Source organism: Mucilaginibacter sp. (genome assembly GCF_965225845.1).
In the GTDB taxonomy this organism is placed as follows: Bacteria; Bacteroidota; Bacteroidia; order Sphingobacteriales; family Sphingobacteriaceae; genus Mucilaginibacter.
On record NZ_CBDDBL010000001.1, the window covers coordinates 98388 to 117596 of the forward strand.

24 protein-coding genes are annotated in these 19209 nt (G+C 39.7%); 11 read left to right on the top strand and 13 right to left on the bottom strand.

Translation table 11 applies throughout. The features are described 5' to 3' along the window. Positions 1 to 11: 11 nt before the first annotated feature. The 4 genes from plsX to ACYZ0U_RS00435 all read right to left on the bottom strand — a co-directional run bounded on the left by plsX (position 12) and on the right by ACYZ0U_RS00435 (position 2363). Positions 12 to 947 carry a phosphate acyltransferase PlsX gene (gene plsX, locus ACYZ0U_RS00420; protein ID WP_461448664.1) on the bottom strand — a complete coding sequence of 312 codons (936 nt, stop codon included), beginning with the start codon at positions 945 to 947 and terminating at the stop codon, positions 12 to 14. 14 nt (positions 948 to 961) lie between these two features. Continuing rightward, positions 962 to 1153, bottom strand: coding sequence for a 50S ribosomal protein L32 (rpmF, locus tag ACYZ0U_RS00425; protein WP_158990824.1), 192 nt, complete (start codon positions 1151 to 1153; stop codon positions 962 to 964). Positions 1154 to 1170: 17 nt separating this feature from the next. After that, the gene (locus ACYZ0U_RS00430) at positions 1171 to 1701 is read right to left on the bottom strand and encodes a YceD family protein (protein WP_461448666.1); all 531 of its coding nucleotides are present in this window, start codon (positions 1699 to 1701) and stop codon (positions 1171 to 1173) included. Positions 1702 to 1871: 170 nt separating this feature from the next. Then, entirely contained in the window at positions 1872 to 2363 is a 492-nt protein-coding gene (locus ACYZ0U_RS00435; protein ID WP_461448668.1) for a DUF1003 domain-containing protein, read from the bottom strand. Positions 2364 to 2428: 65 nt separating this feature from the next. On the opposite strand from ACYZ0U_RS00435, the gene ACYZ0U_RS00440 reads away from it, so the two are divergent. Further along, positions 2429 to 2911 (top strand): PRC-barrel domain-containing protein, encoded by a 483-nt coding sequence (locus tag ACYZ0U_RS00440; RefSeq protein WP_461448670.1) that lies wholly within the window; start codon positions 2429 to 2431, stop codon positions 2909 to 2911. A 289-nt stretch (positions 2912 to 3200) separates the two neighbouring features. After that, positions 3201 to 4058, top strand: coding sequence for a sigma-70 family RNA polymerase sigma factor (locus ACYZ0U_RS00445; RefSeq protein WP_461448672.1), 858 nt, complete (start codon positions 3201 to 3203; stop codon positions 4056 to 4058). A gap of 102 nt (positions 4059 to 4160) precedes the next feature. On the opposite strand, the gene ACYZ0U_RS00450 is transcribed toward ACYZ0U_RS00445, so the two are convergent. Together ACYZ0U_RS00450 and ACYZ0U_RS00455 are read right to left on the bottom strand one after the other, a co-directional pair. Next, positions 4161 to 4748, bottom strand: coding sequence for a DUF4142 domain-containing protein (locus tag ACYZ0U_RS00450; protein ID WP_461448674.1), 588 nt, complete (start codon positions 4746 to 4748; stop codon positions 4161 to 4163). A gap of 93 nt (positions 4749 to 4841) precedes the next feature. Then, positions 4842 to 5156: a hypothetical protein gene (locus ACYZ0U_RS00455; protein WP_461448676.1), complete on the bottom strand. Its 315-nt coding sequence runs from the start codon at positions 5154 to 5156 to the stop codon at positions 4842 to 4844. A 102-nt stretch (positions 5157 to 5258) separates the two neighbouring features. Between ACYZ0U_RS00455 and ACYZ0U_RS00460 the strand changes: the two genes are divergently transcribed. Next, positions 5259 to 5903 (top strand): hypothetical protein, encoded by a 645-nt coding sequence (locus ACYZ0U_RS00460; protein ID WP_461448678.1) that lies wholly within the window; start codon positions 5259 to 5261, stop codon positions 5901 to 5903. A gap of 2 nt (positions 5904 to 5905) precedes the next feature. On the opposite strand, the gene ACYZ0U_RS00465 is transcribed toward ACYZ0U_RS00460, so the two are convergent. Beyond that, positions 5906 to 6595, bottom strand: coding sequence for a hypothetical protein (locus ACYZ0U_RS00465; protein WP_461448680.1), 690 nt, complete (start codon positions 6593 to 6595; stop codon positions 5906 to 5908). Between the two features lie 311 nt (positions 6596 to 6906). On the opposite strand from ACYZ0U_RS00465, the gene ACYZ0U_RS00470 reads away from it, so the two are divergent. Genes ACYZ0U_RS00470 through ACYZ0U_RS00480 form a run of 3 tightly spaced genes read left to right on the top strand, consistent with a single transcriptional unit; the run spans position 6907 to position 9282 of the window. Continuing rightward, complete coding sequence (locus ACYZ0U_RS00470; RefSeq protein WP_461448682.1) at positions 6907 to 7467, top strand: RNA polymerase sigma factor; 561 nt, start codon at positions 6907 to 6909, stop codon at positions 7465 to 7467. Then, positions 7464 to 8024: a hypothetical protein gene (locus tag ACYZ0U_RS00475; protein WP_461448684.1), complete on the top strand. Its 561-nt coding sequence runs from the start codon at positions 7464 to 7466 to the stop codon at positions 8022 to 8024. Before ACYZ0U_RS00470 ends, ACYZ0U_RS00475 begins: the two co-directional genes overlap by 4 nt. After that, positions 8005 to 9282, top strand: coding sequence for a hypothetical protein (locus ACYZ0U_RS00480; protein ID WP_461448686.1), 1278 nt, complete (start codon positions 8005 to 8007; stop codon positions 9280 to 9282). Before ACYZ0U_RS00475 ends, ACYZ0U_RS00480 begins: the two co-directional genes overlap by 20 nt. A 64-nt stretch (positions 9283 to 9346) precedes the next feature. On the opposite strand, the gene ACYZ0U_RS00485 is transcribed toward ACYZ0U_RS00480, so the two are convergent. Next, a complete protein-coding gene (locus ACYZ0U_RS00485; RefSeq protein WP_461448688.1) occupies positions 9347 to 10537 on the bottom strand; it encodes a class I SAM-dependent rRNA methyltransferase in 1191 nt (396 codons plus the stop codon). A gap of 598 nt (positions 10538 to 11135) precedes the next feature. Continuing rightward, entirely contained in the window at positions 11136 to 11546 is a 411-nt protein-coding gene (locus ACYZ0U_RS00490; protein ID WP_461448690.1) for a BrxA/BrxB family bacilliredoxin, read from the bottom strand. A gap of 234 nt (positions 11547 to 11780) precedes the next feature. Here ACYZ0U_RS00490 and ACYZ0U_RS00495 point away from each other — a divergent pair, with 234 nt between their 5' ends. Next, the gene (locus tag ACYZ0U_RS00495) at positions 11781 to 12653 is read left to right on the top strand and encodes a peptidoglycan DD-metalloendopeptidase family protein (protein ID WP_461448692.1); all 873 of its coding nucleotides are present in this window, start codon (positions 11781 to 11783) and stop codon (positions 12651 to 12653) included. Positions 12654 to 12665: 12 nt separating this feature from the next. Then, positions 12666 to 13082, top strand: coding sequence for a bactofilin family protein (locus ACYZ0U_RS00500; protein WP_461448694.1), 417 nt, complete (start codon positions 12666 to 12668; stop codon positions 13080 to 13082). On the opposite strand, the gene ACYZ0U_RS00505 is transcribed toward ACYZ0U_RS00500, so the two are convergent. Next, complete coding sequence (locus ACYZ0U_RS00505; protein ID WP_461448696.1) at positions 13079 to 13405, bottom strand: hypothetical protein; 327 nt, start codon at positions 13403 to 13405, stop codon at positions 13079 to 13081. The two genes, ACYZ0U_RS00500 and ACYZ0U_RS00505, sit on opposite strands and share 4 nt — an antisense overlap. 312 nt (positions 13406 to 13717) lie before the next feature. Here ACYZ0U_RS00505 and ahcY point away from each other — a divergent pair, with 312 nt between their 5' ends. The 3 genes from ahcY (at position 13718) to ACYZ0U_RS00520 (ending at position 16751) form a co-directional block, all read left to right on the top strand. After that, positions 13718 to 15034 (top strand): adenosylhomocysteinase, encoded by a 1317-nt coding sequence (ahcY, locus tag ACYZ0U_RS00510; protein ID WP_461448698.1) that lies wholly within the window; start codon positions 13718 to 13720, stop codon positions 15032 to 15034. A 533-nt stretch (positions 15035 to 15567) separates the two neighbouring features. Beyond that, positions 15568 to 16122 carry a YceI family protein gene (locus ACYZ0U_RS00515; RefSeq protein ID WP_461448700.1) on the top strand — a complete coding sequence of 185 codons (555 nt, stop codon included), beginning with the start codon at positions 15568 to 15570 and terminating at the stop codon, positions 16120 to 16122. Between the two features lie 65 nt (positions 16123 to 16187). Further along, on the top strand, positions 16188 to 16751 hold the full coding sequence (locus ACYZ0U_RS00520) for a dihydrofolate reductase family protein (RefSeq protein ID WP_461448701.1): 564 nt from the start codon (positions 16188 to 16190) through the stop codon (positions 16749 to 16751). 94 nt (positions 16752 to 16845) lie between these two features. Here ACYZ0U_RS00520 and ACYZ0U_RS00525 read toward each other — a convergent pair whose 3' ends face one another. The 3 genes from ACYZ0U_RS00525 to ACYZ0U_RS00535 form a co-directional block, all read right to left on the bottom strand. Then, positions 16846 to 17622 (bottom strand): peptidase associated/transthyretin-like domain-containing protein, encoded by a 777-nt coding sequence (locus ACYZ0U_RS00525; protein WP_461448703.1) that lies wholly within the window; start codon positions 17620 to 17622, stop codon positions 16846 to 16848. Positions 17623 to 17740: 118 nt separating this feature from the next. Then, positions 17741 to 18142, bottom strand: coding sequence for a DUF5655 domain-containing protein (locus ACYZ0U_RS00530; protein WP_461448705.1), 402 nt, complete (start codon positions 18140 to 18142; stop codon positions 17741 to 17743). A 20-nt stretch (positions 18143 to 18162) separates the two neighbouring features. After that, entirely contained in the window at positions 18163 to 19182 is a 1020-nt protein-coding gene (locus tag ACYZ0U_RS00535) for a polysaccharide deacetylase family protein (protein ID WP_461448707.1), read from the bottom strand. Positions 19183 to 19209: the final 27 nt, after the last annotated feature.

Consider the following 19209-nt stretch of genomic DNA (forward strand, 5'->3'; position numbering starts at 1 on the left):
GATATTTTATATTATTGAAACGCCTGCGTGATTTGATCAACCACACCGCTTTCAAATACTGTTTTCGACAAAAGTACCATATTTTTGATTGCCTCTGGCGGCGAAATTCCGTGGCCTACAACCACAGCGCCATTAACCCCTAAAATTGGGCTACCACCATATTGCTCGTAATTAAACATATCAAAAAAAGCATCATTGATACCTTTTTGACGCGCAATCTCATAAAATGATTCTGAAAGTTTGATGATGGTGTTGCCCGTAAAACCGTCGCAAACCATTACATCAGCCACATCATCAAACAGATGGCGGCTCTCCACATTGCCCACAAAGTTTAAATGGCTTGCTGCCTTTAATAACGGGAATGTAGCTTGTGTAAGGATGTTACCTTTTTCTTCTTCCTCGCCTATGTTTACCAAACCAACCCGTGGGCTGGCAATTTTGTAAACATATTCTGCATACAAAGATCCCAGCATGGCAAACTGAACCAGCATATCAGGTTTGCAATCGGCATTGGCGCCAACATCAAGCAGGATACCTAATCCACCTTTAAGCTGTGGTACGATAGAAGTAATTGATGGGCGCAACACACCCGGTATAGCTTTTATGCTAAACATGGAACCAACAAGCATAGCACCGGTATTACCAGCTGATGAAAAGGCCTGTATGGCACCTTCCTTCAATAGTTTAAACCCAACACTAATACTTGAATCGGGTTTTTGAACAATGGCTTTTGTGGGATGCTCGCCCATGCCAATAACTTCGGTTGTATGTACAAACTCGAAATTATCGGGGCTATAGTTGTTTTCCTGAAGAATTTTTATGGCGCTGTCCTTATCACCTATAAGCACAAGCTTTGGGCCGGATAAGGCTTTATGGGCCAATATCGCGCCTAAAACGGCTGCCTCGGGAGCGAAATCACCCCCCATAATGTCTAAGCCGATCTTCATTTGCAGAAAATTACTTAGGCTACGGCTGCTTTTTCAATCAGTAGTTTACCATTGTAGTAAACGTTACCATCAACAGTATAAGCTCTGTGTGGCAAGTGTACCGCGCCGGTAGTGCTGCAAGTTGTTAAAGTAGGGGCAACAGCCTTGTAATGGGTCCTGCGTTTATCTCTTCTTGATTTGGATATTTTGCGCTTTGGATGTGGCATAACTTATTTTATTAATCTTATTTAATTTTTTTGAGCGCTTCCCACCGTGGGTCAGCTATCTCATCTTCTTGTTCGTTATTATTATTAGCGGCAAGCTTTTCAAGGCTGTCCAGCATTTCTTTATCACAATATTCGGTGTTACCCTCATCGCCACAAGTAGCTATAAATGGTACCGATACATTTATATACTCGTATATCAGCGGGGCTATGTTGATCTCGTGATCACTTTTACCTAACGTGATGATTTCTTCATCCTCGTCTATTTCTTCCTCGCTAAACTTAGCTATTTGCTGCTCTTTAATATCCAGCAATTGCGGATAAGGCGCTAAACAACGGTCGCAATTTAAATCGATGTAGCCGGTGATATGAAAATTCAGGATAATTAATGTTTCCTGTTTTTCTAATTCAACAACACATTTCAGATTTCCTTTTTTTACTAACGAGTAATCAAACTCATCAAAAAAACTATCTGTAACATCAAACTCAAATTGGTGCTTGCCTAACTTTAAACCCGTAAAAGGTATAGTATATATCCTAAGCGATTTCACTGAGCAACAATTAGCCCGCAAATGTAAGGGAAAAAATGGATATGTGAAAAGGGTTTTTAAAAATAGTGTGGATAAGTATTAACAATTGTTATCTGAACTCGAATTTCAAGAATTTATATGATTTTTATAATCCTGGCCATTAGTAATTCTATGAATCCAGTTTCAAAAAACTATTCGCTTTTATTTTCCGACTGATTTTCATCAATTGTTTGGTGAATTTGTTTTACATCGGTAACTTCTTTCATTTCTTCCAGCTCTTTATCCGATTCGGTTTTTAAACCTAGTTTTTGGTGGATCTCATGCAGCATTTTCAGCATCATGGTAATTTCGTTTTCAGCGCGCACGTTAACTTCAAACTCAACCTGCTGGCGAGTTTTGTCCATCCGGCTTTGCCGGTTTTGGTTGATCAATACGGTTACCGATAGTACAATGGCAAATAACGAGACGGCCATCTCCAGTATGGGAAACGGAAATGGATCAAACGGATGAGCGCCAAAAAGGTTCCAGGTGATCCAGATCACAAAAAACATTATGCTGCCGATCAAAAAGCCCACGCTCCCCAATACGTTAGTGGTAAAGCCCGAAAAATGGTCAGTCCGGGTATGCCTGAACTCTAATGCCGATTTCAGCTCTTTTTCTGTAGGGATCTTTCTCTTAGCCATATAACTAAAACATAGTTTAGCTTTTAAAGTTGTTTAAGTACCAATTTATTAATTAAACCAAGGTGATGGAAGAACTAAAATACAGTGATTTTGAAATAGTACCCGGCGAGCCGGATATTACTGACTGGGAAGTAATGAATGAGCAGGGCGAAAAAATAGGCGATGTGGACGATGTTTTATTTGACCCCGAAAGCCGTAAAGTGCGTTACCTGATCATCGATATGGAAATAAACACGCTAATGCTGGATAACCCTTACCAGGTTTTGATACCTATAGGCCTGGCAAAAATTGATGAAGAAGAGGACAAGGTGATACTTACTGATATTACCGAAAAGCAATTAAATGAATTGCCAAAATATGAAAGAGGCATAGTTACGCCTGAGTACGAGATGGCCATAAGGAATATTATTGAAGAAAACATAGCTGTAGATTCGGTTGAGCAGTGGAAGGATTTTTACGAGCATGATCATTTTACCGAAAGCGGCTTCTTCAGGAATCATAACGATGAAAATCGTAATGAAAAGATACAACGAGTTTCGATCAATTAGAATATTAATTAAATGGATTGATCAGAACAAATTGTTAAACAATGTTTTAACTATTATGCAAACTATATTTTACAAAATCCGTACAAAAGCGGGTACTTTATAGGGGATTTATACGTTTAATAAAATATTTTAAGATAATCCGTTTGACAGAAATTATGCATACAGCAGGATTATAGGCAGGCATAACAGGACCAAACAGCGAGTTTCGGAATAATTTTTCATTAATTCGACTGTACGTCATTAATTTACCTTCAGTCAACATAACTTTCAGTACCTTTGCAGGAATAATATGAGACAACTAAAGATAACCCAATCGATTACCAACCGCGAATCACAATCACTTGACAAATATTTAAGTGAGATTGCAAAGGTAGATTTGATAACTGCGCAGGAAGAAGTTATTCTGGCCCAAAAGATCCGCGAGGGTGACCAGGCCGCTTTGGAACGCCTTACCAAAACGAATTTGCGTTTTGTGGTGTCAGTAGCCAAACAATATCAGAACCAGGGATTAACCCTTGGCGACCTTATTAATGAAGGCAACTTAGGATTAATTAAAGCAGCAAGGCGCTTTGACGAAACTAAAGGTTTTAAATTTATTTCATACGCCGTATGGTGGATCCGCCAATCAATTCTTTCTGCAGTTGCAGAGCAATCAAGAATTGTGCGCTTGCCACTAAATCAGGTAGGATCATTAAGTAAAATACGTAAATCGCACTCTAAACTGGAGCAGCAATTTGAGCGTGAACCAACGCCAGAAGAAATGGCTGAGGATTTGGAAACTACTGCTGATAAAATTTCGGACGCGCTATCAAATGCAGGCCGTCACGTATCAGTAGATGCACCTTTCATTACCGGCGAGGAAAACACTTTATTAGATGTTTTGCAAAGCGGCGATGCCGGTACAGATAGCGATCTGATCATTGATTCATTATCACAAGAGATTAAACGTTCATTAGGCATTTTAGCTGAACGCGAAAAGCAAGTATTAGTACTATTCTTTGGATTAAACAGTACCGCGCCACATTCTTTAGAAGAGATCGGCGAGAAATTTAACTTAACCCGCGAACGTGTTCGCCAGATAAAAGATAAAGCATTATTACGCTTAAGGCAAAATTCAAAATCGAGGCTATTACAATCTTATTTGTAAGAAGCTTGGTGTAGAACATAATCCTGCCTCTCAAGAGGGAAACTGAGATAACAAAAAAGCCAGACAATATTGTCTGGCTTTTTTTATTGAGCAGGCTTTTGCCTATTTCATATTGTCTTTTATTTTATTGATAGCATCCAGGTGCTTTTGTACAACAGGTGCTGTGTTAGCAGCAAAAGCTTTTAATGTGCTGTCTTTACCATTTTTAGCTTCGTTGTTCATTAGGTCTAAGGTCTTTTTGTGGCCATCGATCATCGCGCTAACGTATTGTTTATTGAAATCAGGTTCGCTTAATTTACTTAGCTCATCCGCTTTTTTCAGGTGCGCGCTATCCGGTTGCATTGGAAGGGTAATGTTTTTAGCTTTTGCAATCGCCATCAATTCGTCATTAGCTTTACCATGATCTGTAACCATCATATTCGCAAAATCTTTAATAGCTGCATTGGTAGTTTTAGTTAGGGCCAATTTACCCAAAGCAACTTCGGCAAGCCCGCCGTTGGCTGCTGCAGTAGCAAATTTCGCATCATCACTGCTTACAGCTATTCCGCCTGTTGCAGCAACATTCGTTGTTGTATCTTTAGTTTTATTCAAACTATCCGCAGTTGATTTGGCGTCTTTTGCGCCATGGTTGCATGATTGGATAGCCAAAGCCGATACGGCGATCATCATTACGTAACTTAATTTTTTCATGGTGTTATGTTATTGGTTTTTATAATTAACAACTTAAAGTATAATAAGTTTCAGTTATTAATACCTGCTAAAAACAATTGGGTGCGTGATCTATCAATCTAAACCCGGAGCCAACAGACCAGGATCTGTTTCGCCATCATTTGCATGTGTTATTTTACTTAAATTATAGTGCATATCGCCATTAATAACCGATCCCTTTATATGGCCGGTATCAAACAATTGCTTTAATATTATAGCGGAGTCAATATTTGCCGATTTTTTTTTAAGCTCGTTATTTACATCTAAAGCTGTGCCTTCGCCAATTTGCGCCAGCGCGTACATCACTTTGTCCTGTTCGGTAGTCGCATCATTATAATGCGCGGGGATATGTATCGGTTTATATTCTTCACGAAATTGCTCGTCGGTCATGCTCATAAATATTAAAGTATATTTGATGGCGAATGTTTTCTTTCTACATTGAAAAGTTTTTTTACTTTTAATTATTATATCGTATCCAATAATCCCCTATTTATGAGATCAACCTTTACTTTACTATTGGTTTTATTTACTTGTACATTATTTGCTCAAAGTGCTGTTGGCACTTCTGTAGGCAGGGCGATTTTTTCGCATGGATCAACTCCTAAACACAGCGCTACGAAGGATACTGTTATAGAATCAGATACTACCCGCGAGAACAAAGAACCCCAATATTTTTATATATCTGCCAATACTGATATTTTTGTAGCTGCAAAAGGCGGTGTAGCAAATCGCTTTTCACCTGCTATAGAATTTGGGCGCACTTATGGTATATTCGACCTTGGGCTGGCTTCCGGGGTAACAAATTCACTTGCCAAAGGCAACGATACCACACATTATATAGAACTAAGGCCCACTATAAACATATTTTCCAAAGGCCGCTTTAACCAGGGGCTTTGCCTTGGCGCAGGTTATATATTTAATGCCAAACAAGCCTTTATGACGGAAATATGTAATAGTATAAACTTTAACATTACTACAACGGTAACTGTTGCAATTACACAAGGTTATTACTTTTTTGACGGTACCAATAATAGCCGGAGCACGCAATACGTTGGTTTCTCTTTAACCTATAATTTTTTGAAAAAACATAGCACTAACAGGCGCAGAAAGCGGGCGGCAATATTAAGTGATAATTAAGCTCAGGAATTAATTATAGGGAATGGGGCATGCCGCTTACCTAATACGTTGCCATCATATGCATCAATCATTAGGGTTACATATTCATCTTTACTAAAATCAGGATAGGTTATTATCCACAGTTTTTTACCCTTTATTATTTTTTTATAAACTGTAGTAGCAGGCCCACTGGTGGTTTTGTTTAAGGAAATATTTCGCTTTAAACAAAATTTTAAAATATCTTCCCAGGTAAAAGCATAGTCATCATCAAAATCAGCAGTATTGGTTAACTTGCCTTTATTATCATAATAATACCATTTACCAACATAAAAGCCATACCAGCACCTTTTTCCTTTTTGTTTAAGGGCGCCATTAGGATAAAATTGCTTATAACTGTAAACATCCTCGTTCAGGTTATAATCATATTCATTAATAGGCATACGTGATCCGGCCTGAATGTACTCTTTTAAGCCCTTACCTTTGCTCTGTTCTGTATAAATACGTATTTGGGCATGCGCGATGATCGTATCGCCGCCTATGATAACTTTTTTATCCCTGGTTCTGTGGAGCCTGGAAGTATCGAAGCTTTCTAATCTGTCAGCTGCAGAAGGATGGTCCTGCACTTTTGCAGAATAGTTACCGCCGTGCTGAACTTTAACAGACGAGCATCCTATTATAAAGCATAATCCTATAACAAAGGCAAGCAGTTTCATTAATAACTCAGTATTATGGCGATTTCACTATCCAAGGGTTCAATCTTACCACACACATCTCTACTTAACCCGCTGCAAATATAGGTGATTGCAACAAAGTTTCATATAATTTGAGCCTTGGTATTATATAATTGTTACAACTTTTGGATTTATAACTGCCTGACAATCAATTAAATTAAAAGTTAAATTTTTCGTTTTAAGCATTTTTAGATATGGCTCTTAGTGTTGATTTAACTTTTGTAATGAAATTTATTTACATTCATGCAACGTTGTTAAAATGATTGCGTCATATAACGTGAAAGCTGCAAAATTTGGAATCCGTATACATCGATAAGCATTATAACCTGGTGGTTGAGTGTAAGCAGGGAAGTAAAAAAGCCTGCTACGAGCTTTATAAATTATATTCTAAGGCGATGTTGAACATCGCGTTTAGGATTGTTGGCAATATTGCCGAGGCGGAAGATGTATTACAGGAATCATTCCTGGATGCTTTTAATAAATTAAAAGATTTCAGGCAGGAAACTACTTTTGGCCTTTGGCTAAAACAAATTGTAGTTAACAAAGCCATTAACTTATTGCGCAAGCGCAAAATGGACCTGGTTGACCTGGAAGGTGAACAAATTGAAAATATAGCCGATGAGGAATTTGAAGATGATGAAGAAATACAATATAAAGCGGCATTAGTTAAGGATGCTATGAATGAATTGCCTGATGGATACCGCGTGGTATTGTCGCTTTATTTATTAGAGGGATATGATCATGAGGAAATTGGGCAGGTATTAAATATATCAGAAAATACCTCAAGGACACAGTTTTTAAGAGCAAAAAGGAAATTGGTAGAGATTTTAAAAAGAAAAGGGATAGCACAATGAGCAAGCGATTAGAAGATTTTATCAGGGCTAACCGGGAAAATTTTGATGAACTGGAACCTGATACGGAAATATGGGCAAAAATTGAAAAACAACTTTCTCCGCAGGAAGAGAAAAAAAAAGCTGATGCGAAAACATTTTCGTTAGGCTTTGTGCTGCGCGTGGCTGCGTCGGTAATTATTGTAATGGGGATCAGCTTCGCTGTGTTTTTAAAAAGTGTCAATAAACCCGGGGTAGACCTGGCCCGGATAAACCCGGAATATGCTAAGCAACAAGTGCACTACGCATCATTGGTTGAAACCAAACGCACCGAGCTTAAACAACTGGCAAAAACAGACCCCGCTCTTTACCAGGAGTTTAGCAAAGAAATAGCCCAAATGGATTCAACCTATAAAAAACTGAATAATGATTTAGCGACCAGCCCTAACCAGGAACTTGTTCTTCGCGCGATGATCAGGAACCTGGAAACACAAACAGAAGTGCTAAACCAGCAATTAAGCGTAATTGAACGCTATAACCAAAGTAAAATCGAACAGAAAAATGAAACTAAAAGCATATAAGGCTATTACTTTAATCGCGGCCTGCCTGGCAGGCAACATCGTAATTGGGCAAACTACAGTTAATACTGTTGCCCTTGCAGATTCTTCTGCCCAAACTGTAACATCCGTACAAATTAATACCGAACCTGTTGAATTAACCAATGCTGGCTCTCTTGTTAATGTTAAAAACTTTAAAGTACAGCTTAACAAGTTAAAAACACAGTTACAAAAAATCAGTGTGCAAACAAATGTTCAGGTTATATCAGCGCTTAATAATATTAATGTTGATGCTGATGTAGATGCTGTTGCCCCGCAAATCAATTCTATTATAAGGAATGCAACCGTAAGCGTTAATAGTGACAAATACGATGATGCCGAAGCTGTAAAAACCTATGCTAAAACATATTCTGCTGATGCAAATGATGTATTGTCAATTGAAAACAAGTATGGTAATGTTACCGTAAATACCTGGAACAGGAATGAGTTTAAGGTTGAGGTTCAAATAAAGGTATCGGCAGGAAGCGATGACCAGGCAAAAAAAATATTGGATAATGTCAGGATCAGCGATGCTAAAAATGGCTCGACCGTTGCTTTCCGAACAATTATTGAGGAAGTTAAAAGTTCATGGTTCTCATCCTTAACAGGCAGCGGGGCAAAAAAGATGGAAATAAACTATACTGTTTACATGCCGGTGAAAAATGATTTTGTTGTTGATGACCGTTATGGCGCTATCATCCTGCCTGATTTGATGGGAAAAGTAACAATAAACAGTGCTTATGGCAGCCTGAGTGCCAAATCATTAACTAATGAAAGCGTAATCAGGGTTAAATATGGCAATGCCGTTATTGAAAACCTGGGGAACTGTACCCTTGATTTGGGTTATGGCGATCTTAATCTTGGATCAGTAAACTCACTTACTGCCGATGTTGGCTATAGTCCTGTTAAAATCAGCAAATTACACAGCGCCGGTACCGTTAACATAAAATACGGCAGTTTGCAGATTGGTGATTTAGACAAGAACGTAAAAAATTTAGCTATAAACGCGTCCTACACTAACGTTGATATTGGCTTAAGCGGTGATGAAAATGCAACCCTTTCCGTTGTAACACATTACGCCGATTTTGGCTATGGGAATAACCCGGTAACAATTACCAGCAAAACCGGTGATGATGAAAGAGGATTTCATCCTACTAAAAGCTACAAAGGTTATATAGGCAAAGGCAACAACGATAAAAATATTACTATAAGCTCCAACTATGGTAATGTGAAATTCAATTAGTTATTGGTGAGTATGTTGATTAAGTGAATAGTTTAACCAGTTACTAATCAGCTTAATGAAACACTTAACCAACTAACCGGCACAATAAACCTTTCAAATATTCCCCCTCCGGAAAAGATGCCCTTACCGGGTGATCTTCTGGCTGGCAAAACTGGTGAATAAACTGCACCTGTTTACCGGCATCAAGCGCGGCCCAGGCTAAAACTTGCTTAAAGGTCTCCATATTCATAGCGCCGGAGCAAGAATAGGTAGCCAGCAACCCGCCATCATTTAACAACAAAATAGCAAGGCGGTTTAAATCTTTATAAGCACGGGATGCCCTATCCAATGCAGAACGCGATGGCGCGTATTTAGGCGGATCCAGTACAATAATGTCAAATTTTTCTTCCTGCTCCCTAAAGGCCCTTAACTGCTTGTTAACGTCGGATTGTATGGCGATATGTTTGGCTGCATTCAGGTTATTTAGCTTGATATTTTCTCGCAATGTTTCAATCGCAAGTGCGGAACTATCCACACTGGTAACTGAAGACGCGCCATTATTTAAGCTATTTAATGTAAAGCCGCCTGTATAGCTGAAGCAATCCAGCACTTTTTTGCCTTTGGCATAGCTTGCCAGTATTTTACGGTTACCACGCTGATCGCAATAGAAGCCTGATTTTTGGCCTTCGGCGATGTTGATATTATAGATGATGCCGTTTTCCTTAACTTCCACATTTTCAGGCGGACTGGTTAAAGTTAGCGCAACGTTTGAAGTTTGCAAACCTTCATGCTCGCGCGATGAGGCATCGCTTTTATCAAAAATGCTTTCGGGTTTTAACAGGTTGTTCAACTCATCAATAATTACCGGCATTACTTTTTCAATACCCGAAGTAAGGATCTGCACCGCTAAATGATTGTTGTATTTATCCACAATCAGCCCCGGCAAATAATCCGATTCGCTAAAAATCAATCGGCAGGTATTGGTTGAGCCATCAGCTAAAATATTGCCGCGGCTATTTACAGCGATAGCAACTTTTTCACGGAACCAGTTATCATCAACCACAGCTTTTTCATCCCATTCTAACAAACGCAAAGCCACGCGCGACTGATCATTATAAAAACCGTAGGCCATAAAGTCGCCTTTAGCATTAATCAGCCGTACAATATCTCCATTAGCCGGATTTCCTTTCACTTTTTCGATCGCTCCGGAAAACACCCACGGATGGCGTTGCAACACCGCTTTTTCTTTGCCTTTTTTTAGAATTACCTCGAACATAGGTGCAAAGGTAAGAAACTTCATAAAAAAGCCCTGCTCCGATGGCAACCGGGCAAGGCTCAAATAATTAACTTATAAACTGAACACTATATCCAGGGGTTGAAACCTGAATATTAGTCCGCGGGAAATTGTGGTTAGAATTTATCAAGGGCTCAATCAAATATAATATTCTGCATAATATAATTCCATTTGGAGTTTTCCACATAGTTAAGTAAGGTGGCCTGATTTCATATTCAGATTAATAATATGGTTGTTTATGTTAAGTGTATGTGTTGATAAATAGAGGTTGGGGCCATTTGGAGATACCATTCGCTTATCTCATGTAATAATACCGAATGCCCGTCTCTGGTATCGCTGCGCTAAGCGTTACTTTCTTTTGGCCGTCAAAAGAAAGTAACCAAAGAAAACTCCGGGCTACGTTCTGATCCTACTTTGGGTTGTGCTTTGGCAGGGACAGTGGTTGCCGGATCAGCCCTGATGCCGATTTCTTTTTAGGGGAACGGCTGGTGTGCTTTTGCATGGTGGAAAATTGGGTTTATAAAAAAAGCCTGCATGTTTAGTGCAGGCTTTTGGTATTTTATTTCTGTTATCTTAATACTTAGCAATATTGCTCGAATGCACCGATTAGGTTATCAGCTATCATTTGTGCAGGGCGGCCTTCAATTTGGTGGCGCTCAATAATATGTACCAATTTGCCGTCTTTAAACAAAGCCATAGCAGGCGATGACGGCGGGTAAGGTAACATGTAGTTACGGGCAGTGTTTACTGCATCAGCTTCCATACCGGCAAATACAGTAACAAATTTATCCGGGTGTTTATCACTTTGGGTAGCCATACGTGCAGCCGGCCGTGCGTTGGCAGCCGCGCATCCGCAAACAGAATTTACCATAACAAATACAGTTCCTTCGCTTTCAATAGCCTTTTTTACCGACTCTGAATCTTTTAATTCTTCAAAACCAACGTTGGTCAATTCGGCCCGCATAGGGGCAACTAAATATTCTGGGTACATCTTTATCTAATTTAATTGGCTACAAAAATAATAAATGCTATTGGCTTAACACCTACAAATAAGAATAATAACAATTTACTGACGCAATAATCCTTTTTTATAACAGTTATTAGAAAGCATCAGGAACAAAATTCCTGATTTTTACGTATAAATTTAAGCCAGGGTTAAATGCATGTTGTATTTGCATTGATACAAAGGCTTTTATATATTGCAATCCCTAATTGACTAATTTAAATGAAATTTAAACCATCCGGTGTAAGTACGGTGATCATTGTTGACAAAAACAAAGGCGCCTCCAAAACACTGCAGGTAAAAACAAAGCACATTAGCCGTTTAAAGCATTATGCAGCAGGTGTGTTATCATTAATTGTGATACTTGCAGGCTCCATCATATACCTAAATAACGAAAACAATAAGCAGCAAGCTGAAAAAGCAATCTTATTAAAGCAAATAACACAGCTTAAAACGCAGGTTCCTCCGCCTGTCAGCACACAGGTAAAGGCTCCTGAAAACAAAGCACAAACTTATATCCAGGAAATTGAAGCCAAGCTACAAACCATTAATACTTATTTAAAGAAACGCGGTTTAAAAGGCTTTTCAACCAAAAGCGTCGGTGGTAATGGCGATGCCGAAACCGGCAAATTTACCGACGAAGAAAAATACTCGCTGTACGATGATTATTTAAGCCGCTTTTTAAACGCGGTTGCATTTACCCCAATGGGTTACCCACGTATAAGTTCATTAACCTCCTATTTCGGTTACCGAAGCGACCCTTTTGATTCCGGGCATGCTGAATTTCACCCGGGGATTGATTTTAAAGGCGAACGTGGCGACGCAGCAAAATGTACCGCCAACGGCAGGGTGGTTTTTACAGGCTGGTTTGGCGGTTATGGTAATTGCGTCCGCATTCAGCATAAAAACAACTTCGAGACATTATACGGCCATCTTTCAAAAATTGTGGTAAGGGTTGGACAGGAAGTGACCGCCGGAGAAAAAATAGGCGAAATTGGCTCAACAGGCCGCTCAACAGGTAACCATTTGCACTACGAAGTACGTAAAAATGGCAAGCCGGTAAATCCGATCGCTTACTTGTCCTTAAACAACTAAAAACCTCTGAATATGTCTCTTTTCAAAAAAGAAAAAGTTTCCCTGGATATGCAATCCATTTCAACCCTGATTAGCGAAGGTTGCATTTTTGACGGCAACCTTAAAGCGCCCGACTTTGCCCGCATAGACGGACAAATTACCGGCGATGTAATGGTTGATGAAGGCTTGATCTTAGGTGAAAAAGGATCAATCTTAGGCAATGTGGTTACCAAAGAGTTAGTGGTTTATGGGGTTATCAACGGCAACCTGCAAGTAAATTCGCTGGAAATTAAGGCGACCGGAAAAGTAACCGGCGAAATCCGCACTCAAACTTTACAGGTCGACAACGGCGCTGTGTATAACGGCAGCCTATCCATGACTCAAAATAACAAGTTAGCGCAAAGCCAATCATCAACCAAAACAGCAAAACCTAAACTGATAGAAGTTTAGTTACCATTATTCTGATCATTTCCTTTAGTAAAAATACCGTCCTTAATATCAATAAAAAGCACGGATAGCACACCCATGCCAGCTGCTGTGCCAATGGTAAGCAGCCAGTCTACAAACGACAACCTGAAAAATAACAGATACATAATTGTCCCGTAATAGGGCGTCATACAAATGGGGCAACCATAAATTGGTTTGTACAGATGCCCCTCCGGCTTAATCAGTTTTTTTATCCCTTCAAATATCATCCCTTTCCAGCTACAGGCATGAATAAAAAGTACGGTCATGGCGATAATGAAGGCGTGTTCGATGATGAGTGATGGCATAATATGTTTGTTATTCAATAGGAAAATGTTTTTTGGCTGAAAAGGTTTGATTTGTTTTCGGTTTTGACGGGATAGTGAAATTATCTGAACCTAAATTGGAGGAATAAGTGATAACTGTCATTTTTTTGTTTGTGAAAACTGCGTTGAGGTTGGGGACGTATACATTTAACACCAGAACCCTCTCCTGAAAAGGAGAACAAAAAAAATAGAGATACAGTCTGCCCTACTGTAACAAATTTAGAGGGGCTTTTATCAAATTTTATTTCACATATATATTACTTAATTTTGCAACCAAATAATAATCAAAACAATATGTCATCAGTAGAGACTGCATTCACCAAGTACAAAGTAAAAGACCTTTCATTAGCTGAATGGGGCCGCAAGGAAATTGAGTTAGCCGAAGCAGAAATGCCGGGGTTAATGGCCTTACGCAAAGAGTACGGACCATCAAAGGCGTTAAAAGGTGCGCGTATTGCAGGCTGCCTGCACATGACCATTCAAACCGCTGTTTTGATCGAAACATTGATCGAGCTGGGTGCTGAAGTTACCTGGTCGTCATGTAATATATTTTCAACCCAGGATCATGCTGCCGCGGCTATTGCTGCTGTCGGAACTTCGGTTTATGCCTGGAAAGGTATGAATGCGGAAGAGTTCGACTGGTGTATTGAGCAAACATTATTCTTTGGCGAAGACCGCCAGCCATTAAACATGATCCTTGATGATGGCGGCGACTTAACCAATATGGTTTTGGATAAATATCCTGAGCTGATTGCCGGTATTAAAGGCTTATCAGAAGAAACCACCACCGGTGTGCACCGTTTATACGAGCGCATGAAAGCTGGCACATTACCGATGCCGGCTATTAACGTGAACGATTCGGTTACCAAATCAAAATTTGATAACAAATACGGCTGCCGCGAGTCGTTGGTTGATGCGATCCGTCGTGCTACTGACGTTATGATGGCCGGTAAGGTTGCTGTTGTTTGCGGATATGGCGATGTGGGCAAAGGCTCGGCAGATTCATTGCGCAATGCCGGTGTACGTGTTATCGTTACCGAGATCGACCCGATCTGCGCTTTACAGGCAGCTATGGAAGGTTTCGAAGTGAAAAAATTAGGCACGGCTATTAAAGAAGCTGACATAGTGGTTACTGCTACCGGCAACATGAACATTGTTCGCGAGGAACATTTCCGCGCTTTGAAGGATAAAGCTATTGTTTGTAACATCGGCCACTTTGATAACGAGATTGACATGGCTTGGTTAAACGACGCTTATGGCAATACCAAAATTGAAATTAAACCACAGGTAGATAAATATACCATCGAAGGCAGCGACATTATTATTTTGGCTGAAGGTCGTTTAGTTAACTTAGGTTGCGCAACAGGCCACCCAAGCTTTGTGATGAGCGCATCGTTCACCAACCAAACTTTGGCCCAGCTGGAGCTTTGGAACAATGGCGACAAATACGAAAACAAAGTATACACCCTGCCTAAACACCTTGACGAAAAGGTTGCACGTTTGCACCTTGCCAAAATTGGTGTTGAGCTGGAAGTTTTAGATACCGACCAGGCTGAATACATCGGTGTAACGGTTGAAGGTCCGTTTAAACCTGAATACTACAGGTATTAATTCAAAAGTTAAAAGTCAAAATTCAAAAGGGCATGGTTTTAGGATTATGCCCTTTTTTTGTGCCGTACTGTTTCATGTTTCGGATGAAACAGGTGTATACTTAGTACACTTTTTGGGCATAAAAAGCCCTAAATAGAGGGAAAATGAGCGTTATTAGATTAATTTAGAATACTTTTTGGGCTAAAAACAGTTGTTTTTGACCTGAAAACGATTGAAAAATGATAAACTTTGTGCACTTTTTGATAGGTTTTGATGAGAAAACAAGGGTTTTTGTGCCGTTTTGAATGCGTAGTTAAACAGTAAAGATTTAAAAGAATATGGATTTAGGACTATGCCCCACTGGCATCAGTTTTTATAACTCAGGATATTTAATAGACAGTTACAAACTGTTATCATCCCTGGTTTCAGTCTGAGACTGAAACTAGTATAAAACAGCCTGGCAACGCAACTTCAAATTATAATCAATATTCGTTTATATATTTACTATGCTTTCTATACTCAAATAAAAAATCAATTAGTTTAAACCTGCTCTTATGAAAACGAAATCCACTTCTATAATAGCGTTACTACTTTGCTTATCTGTTTTTAGTTACGCGCAGCATTTAACGCCAATACAGCAATCTTCATTGGTGCAATTCCAGGTATCGCACAAGATGGTTTTTCGCAGCACGGTAACAGGTTCGTTTAGCGGCCTGAAAGGGAATATTGTATTTGATACCAGGGACGTAAGCCAGTCTTTTTTCGATGTATCTGTAAATGCTGAAAGCATCAATACCGGGATAGGCATGAGGGATAGCCATTTAAAAGATGAAGATTATTTTAACGCGCAGAAATATCCTTTAATCGTTATTAAATCGCAAAAAATAAATAAAGAAAAAGGGGATGACGCTTATCTGTTTACAGGAACAATAACCATGAAAGGTGTTACAAAAGCCATCTCATTCCCTTTCACTATCAAGGCCATACCCGGCGGCTATCAATTTAAGGGGAATTTTAACATTAACAGGTTAGATTTCGAGGTTGGCCCCGAAAATTCCATCGACAAGGATGTTTTAATCCAGCTTTCGGTTTCCACTAAACAGGAATAGTTTTCTAGTTTAACGACCTGAAGATATACACGAAAGAACATAATACTTTTTCAAAACTTAAAGTAATGAGCAAATTAGTCTTCGCGATCAACACCACCCTGGATGGTTGCTGCGATCATACCAAGTTTTTTCCCAGTGAAGATACGATGGCCTATTTTATGAAGCTTCTGCAAGATACAGGTACATTCCTTTACGGCCGAAAAACTTATGAACTGATGGTTCCCTACTGGCCCGATGTAGCGAAAAGCCCCGGCACGGAGGATAGAGAGGTTGACATCGCATATGCCCAAGCCTATATTGCCGTCGATAAAATTGTTGTTTTCTCCAGGTCATTACAAAATGTTGAGGACGAAAAAACCACAATTTTTCATACAAACCTGCAAAACGAAGTACTTAAACTAAAACAGGAACCCGGTAAAAATATTTTAGCCGGCGGTATAGATCTCGCTTCGCAACTGGCTGAATTAGATTTGATAGATGAATACCATATTGTGGTTCACCCGCTAATTGCAGGCGAAGGGAAAAGATTGTTTGATGGCATCAAACTGCAGCAGAAATTACAATTAAAATTTGTTGGGTCGAAGGTTTTTGATTCGGGGGCTGTTGCGCTTCGGTATACGAAAGAATGAATAGCTTCATTAACATCCGCTGAATAATAGTAAGCAGATCTTATGGCATAGGAAGCATTTCACGGATCATTTAAAACAACTCGGCGCCTGCCAGTTAAGGTTTCTTAAAAACCGAACTTTCCCCCGGTTTATAATCTTTAATAAACTGCGCATAGCTCTCTTTTATATATATCAATATTTCGTAATCCGTCATTTGTTTAAGTGTAGTAATGGCCGGGCGGTAGGCGGTAACAAAATCTTGTAACGAGTCACCTTGCATGTGGGTGATCAATTCTACTTTCGATTTGGAAAATCGGTAATTAAGATAGTTGGCCTCTTCATCGTCTTTCAGCTGTTTTTGAAGCTTGGCCTGGTTGCTCTTGTTCCTGCCAAAAAGGCTGACAACATCCAGCAGGTTTAGCCCACCAAAATCATTACCACTGTTTATCGCAGGCCCATGGTCGGGTATAGACGTCGGCAGGTTTGTTTTCAGGAAATCCTTTATCGCCGGTTTTTGATAGCCGAACTGAGCCGCAAAGTCTTTGCGGGTGCTAAGCGAATCTGCCTTATAACTACGGGTATATACATGGATGTCCTGCAATTCTATAATAACAGGTTCAACATAAATAGTATCAGTGTGGATGTTATATACAGTATAAGTTAAAGGCACATAACCTACATGTGTTATCCTGATGGTATCATTAAAAGGAATATTATATAAACTGAATTTACCCTCGATAGAAGTAGAAGTTACATATTGGCCCGTACGAATGGTTGCATATTCAACAGGTTTATGCGAAAGTTTGTCCAATACCAACCCGCTTAAAAGCTGTGCAAATGCACCTGCCGCTATCAGTAGAAATAAAAAGGTAAGGAGTAGATATTTTGCCACACTGTGATTACTTGTTAACAAGATAGCTGTTTATATAGTTGCTCAACAAAAGTTTAACATTCGTTAACAATTAAGCTATCGGGCAGATCTGTATTATTTACCATCTTGTAATGTTTTATTACAACAAAAGGTATGAATTCTTGATCATGCCGAAAAGCTCCGTCGTCAATTCAGTAAGTAGCGAAATCCGGGTACTGTTCTCGTACTTGCCTGCTTGAAAAGTACTTTTCATAATGATCGGCGATTCCGGCTTGGTTTTAGAATAAAATTTCAGGTCAAGTTGTTTTTGCATCGGCCTGATCACAAAAAAAGTGCGCTTGTGAACAAACACGATACAGTTTTTACTAGTGCTGATCAGCACATTATCCCAACCAGCAACCTCGGCTAATATTTTGTCAAAAACCAATTCCAATTCAGCCGGCCGTCCCTCAAACAAACTATCCAAACTTACCTTAACACAATTGTGAAACTGGTTAACGTTCCTAAGCTCACGTTCGCATTTGGGGCATATCCAGCTCATCAACTAAATATACTGATTTGTTATTTCTTTCCCGGCTTTGCAATCGTATCCGGCGTTTCAAACTCCTCATCCACACTTTGGCGCAAATCATACAGCAGCCATTGCTTTTTGGCAACTTCCGGCGCTTTTTGTTTCAGCAGGGCGATAAAATCATTCACGCCAACAGGTTCATTGCCATTACCATGAATCAGCACAATACTGCCCGACTGCGGCGCTTGTCCTTTAGCCAGCCAGGCATCCGTGCCTATCGGTATCAACCCAAAATCAGTGATCTTATACACCAGTTGCTGGTCCGATACCAACCCCGGGAACCGGAAAAATACAGACGGCAGCAGGCCGTTTTTCAGCATGGCTTTTTCGGTTTCGAGTACTTCGTAATTAATATCAGTACCGGGCTCCAATAAAAAGTTTTCCTTTAAAGGCGCTTTTAGGCTTACGCGATGGTTAAAGGAATGATTGATCCAGGTAACATAGATCTCGTTGTTGGCCTGCAATTGCTTCAGCCACTGCAGATCCTCCTGGTGATCGCGCATCCATATGCCGGTTATAGAAAGGGCAACCGGGACAGGTGTTTCCACCTTTTTAAATTCAGCTATGATATCGGTAAATATGCGGCGGTCCAGCGGTTTATGTGAGGGACAAAGATCGGCCGTTAAACTAATCCCTGTTTCTTTCGGCATACCGCTTTCAATTCCGGCATCCTGTATCATAACGGATGCTTTTTCAGCTTTCTTAAGCGCATCCTGGTAAGGAGAAGTACTAAAGAATGCGCGCGCCTGGGCAATGCTCATTTCTTTGATTTGGTAGAAGTTGCTTTCGTCTACCCGGGTATCAAGCGTTTGCGGGTTAACTAATAAAAGATAATGTTTGCCGTAGTTATCAAACTTGCGCAATATCATCCATTCCTGCGGAAAGTGGCGGGCGTAACCGTAACAAACCTGGTAGTTCTCTATTTTAGTATAATTGGCCTGTGCATTAGCCATTTTACTAATGGCGGATATTATTAATAAGAATAATAAGCTGAGTAATATTTTTTTCATACTTGGATGTAAATAAAATCAATCATA

Excerpts from the sequence above, each read along its gene's own strand:
- ACYZ0U_RS00480 (WP_461448686.1), top strand. The coding sequence starts at position 8,005 with ATGAAACTAAAAGCATATAAGGCTATTACTTTAATCGCGGCCTGCCTG.
- ACYZ0U_RS00450 (WP_461448674.1), bottom strand. The coding sequence starts at position 4,748 with ATGAAAAAATTAAGTTACGTAATGATGATCGCCGTATCGGCTTTGGCT.
- plsX (WP_461448664.1), bottom strand. The coding sequence starts at position 947 with ATGAAGATCGGCTTAGACATTATGGGGGGTGATTTCGCTCCCGAGGCA.
- ACYZ0U_RS00535 (WP_461448707.1), bottom strand. The coding sequence starts at position 19,182 with ATGAAAAAAATATTACTCAGCTTATTATTCTTATTAATAATATCCGCC.
- ACYZ0U_RS00465 (WP_461448680.1), bottom strand. The coding sequence starts at position 6,595 with ATGAAACTGCTTGCCTTTGTTATAGGATTATGCTTTATAATAGGATGC.
- ACYZ0U_RS00460 (WP_461448678.1), top strand. The coding sequence starts at position 5,259 with ATGAGATCAACCTTTACTTTACTATTGGTTTTATTTACTTGTACATTA.
- rpmF (WP_158990824.1), bottom strand. The coding sequence starts at position 1,153 with ATGCCACATCCAAAGCGCAAAATATCCAAATCAAGAAGAGATAAACGC.
- ACYZ0U_RS00445 (WP_461448672.1), top strand. The coding sequence starts at position 3,201 with ATGAGACAACTAAAGATAACCCAATCGATTACCAACCGCGAATCACAA.
- ACYZ0U_RS00490 (WP_461448690.1), bottom strand. The coding sequence starts at position 11,546 with ATGTACCCAGAATATTTAGTTGCCCCTATGCGGGCCGAATTGACCAAC.
- ACYZ0U_RS00515 (WP_461448700.1), top strand. The coding sequence starts at position 15,568 with ATGAAAACGAAATCCACTTCTATAATAGCGTTACTACTTTGCTTATCT.
- ACYZ0U_RS00475 (WP_461448684.1), top strand. The coding sequence starts at position 7,464 with ATGAGCAAGCGATTAGAAGATTTTATCAGGGCTAACCGGGAAAATTTT.
- ACYZ0U_RS00435 (WP_461448668.1), bottom strand. The coding sequence starts at position 2,363 with ATGGCTAAGAGAAAGATCCCTACAGAAAAAGAGCTGAAATCGGCATTA.
- ACYZ0U_RS00485 (WP_461448688.1), bottom strand. The coding sequence starts at position 10,537 with ATGTTCGAGGTAATTCTAAAAAAAGGCAAAGAAAAAGCGGTGTTGCAA.
- ACYZ0U_RS00455 (WP_461448676.1), bottom strand. The coding sequence starts at position 5,156 with ATGACCGACGAGCAATTTCGTGAAGAATATAAACCGATACATATCCCC.
- ACYZ0U_RS00520 (WP_461448701.1), top strand. The coding sequence starts at position 16,188 with ATGAGCAAATTAGTCTTCGCGATCAACACCACCCTGGATGGTTGCTGC.
- ACYZ0U_RS00500 (WP_461448694.1), top strand. The coding sequence starts at position 12,666 with ATGTCTCTTTTCAAAAAAGAAAAAGTTTCCCTGGATATGCAATCCATT.
- ACYZ0U_RS00495 (WP_461448692.1), top strand. The coding sequence starts at position 11,781 with ATGAAATTTAAACCATCCGGTGTAAGTACGGTGATCATTGTTGACAAA.
- ACYZ0U_RS00530 (WP_461448705.1), bottom strand. The coding sequence starts at position 18,142 with ATGAGCTGGATATGCCCCAAATGCGAACGTGAGCTTAGGAACGTTAAC.
- ACYZ0U_RS00440 (WP_461448670.1), top strand. The coding sequence starts at position 2,429 with ATGGAAGAACTAAAATACAGTGATTTTGAAATAGTACCCGGCGAGCCG.
- ACYZ0U_RS00505 (WP_461448696.1), bottom strand. The coding sequence starts at position 13,405 with ATGCCATCACTCATCATCGAACACGCCTTCATTATCGCCATGACCGTA.
- ahcY (WP_461448698.1), top strand. The coding sequence starts at position 13,718 with ATGTCATCAGTAGAGACTGCATTCACCAAGTACAAAGTAAAAGACCTT.